Origin of the sequence: Streptomyces calidiresistens (assembly GCF_014141525.1) — a bacterium.
GTDB lineage: Bacteria > Actinomycetota > Actinomycetes > Streptomycetales > Streptomycetaceae > Streptomyces > Streptomyces calidiresistens.
The window spans coordinates 1-1,472 of record NZ_VKHS01001080.1 but is presented as its reverse complement, the minus strand read 5'-3'; the positions used below and the strand labels follow the sequence as shown (position 1 = coordinate 1,472).

The following is a 1,472-nucleotide window of genomic DNA, read 5'->3' as shown; positions in this document are numbered from 1 at the left end:
TATAAGAGACAGGGAGCCCCCTCCCCCGGCCATCACACCACCCGAGGAGCCGGAGAGCGGCGGCGGGGAGGAGGAGTCCCCGGAGGAGCCGCTCACCGAGGAGGAGGAAGAGGAGCCCTTCCTTCCCGCCGAGCGGGTGATGCTGGTGAACTCCGCCACGGGGCGCTGCGCGGACATCCCGGCGGACAGGGGCCAGGAGAACGCGGCGATCCTCCCCAACGTCTGCGACACCGGCCGCACCCAGCAACGGTGGGACCTGGATGTCAGGTTCCCCGGTCACGGGCCGGGCGGGGCGTCACTGTTCGTCATCGTCCACTCCAACTCCGGCCTGTGCATGGACCCGCCCGCGTTCGGTGCCGTCCAGGCGGGTACGAAGATCTCCCAGTACCGCTGCATCCCGAAACTCGACGACAACCAGTTGTGGTGGCTCGAACCGCGGGAAGGCGAGGATCACGTGTACCGGATCCGGAACTACGCCAGCAACCACCTGTGCCTGAGCCCCGACCCGCAGGACACCCAGCAGGACGACCTGAAGCTCACCGTGCAGCAGTGCAACAACGAGTTCCAGTGGTGGGAGATCCGCTCGGCGGAGAGCTGACCCGCTTCGGCCGCTCGGTGGGGTGGTCGATCCGGTGGTGGTCCATCCGGTGGGCGGGGTATCCCGCCCACCGGATCGACTACCCGACGGTCGGGGTGTCGGGGCGGCGCCGCGCCGCCTCCGCCTTCACCACCTCGGGACCGTGGGAACGCTCGATACCGGACGAGGTCCCGTCCCCGTGCACCCCATCCCGGATCCGGACCGTGGCGCCGCGGGTCACCAGCGGGGCGGCGTCGTACTCCGGGTACACCGGGAACGGCGCGGTGACCACGACCTCGACGGACGGCTTGAGCTCTCCCCCGATCGCGGGCCAGATCTCCGCGGATGACCGGGAGTCGCCGACCGGACCGACCACCCGCATCCCCACCACCAGACCCAACTCGGCGAGGGAGCCGTGCAGTTCGTGCGGAGGGATGGACTCCCGGGGCAGCAGGGTCGCCAGCACGGCCGACAGCAGGCGGTGTTCGTCCACCGCTTGCTTCGTCCAGGCCGTCACCAGGTAGGACAGCCGCAACCAGCGCGGTGCCTCACGGTATTTGACGATCCTCCGGTCCCCGTCGTGGACCGGGATCTCCCCCTGGCGCCGCCGGCCGGTGTCCTCCCGGATGTCGTACAGATAGACATTGATCACCGGGCCGTTGAGCCGGGCCGACCAGTCGCGGTTCGGCATGTCGAAGGAGACCTCGACGCCGGAGCCGGCCAGGGCACCGCCGTTGAGCAGTCGCCTGAGGGTCTCGTCCACCTCGTGGATCACGTCGTACTCCGGTCATCCGCGGTGCGGGGCCCGTGGGCCCCCGTCCCGGCGAGTGGGTCGGGTCCGTTCCCGGGAGCACCGGGGACGGGCGGGGGGCAGTGTCGCTGCCCGAGGGGGCAC

The 1,472-nt window shown here is 70.4% G+C and carries 2 protein-coding genes; one reads left to right on the top strand and one right to left on the bottom strand.

Translation table 11 applies throughout. The features are described from left to right. A partial coding sequence (locus FOE67_RS25555; protein WP_182667187.1) for an RICIN domain-containing protein occupies window positions 1–598 on the top strand: 598 nt, incomplete at its 5' end. A gap of 79 nt (window positions 599–677) precedes the next feature. Here the strand turns inward: FOE67_RS25555 and FOE67_RS25550 are convergent. Continuing rightward, window positions 678–1,352 (bottom strand): Pvc16 family protein, encoded by a 675-nt coding sequence (locus FOE67_RS25550; protein WP_182667186.1) that lies wholly within the window; start codon window positions 1,350–1,352, stop codon window positions 678–680. Between the last annotated feature and the right edge of the window lie 120 nt (window positions 1,353–1,472).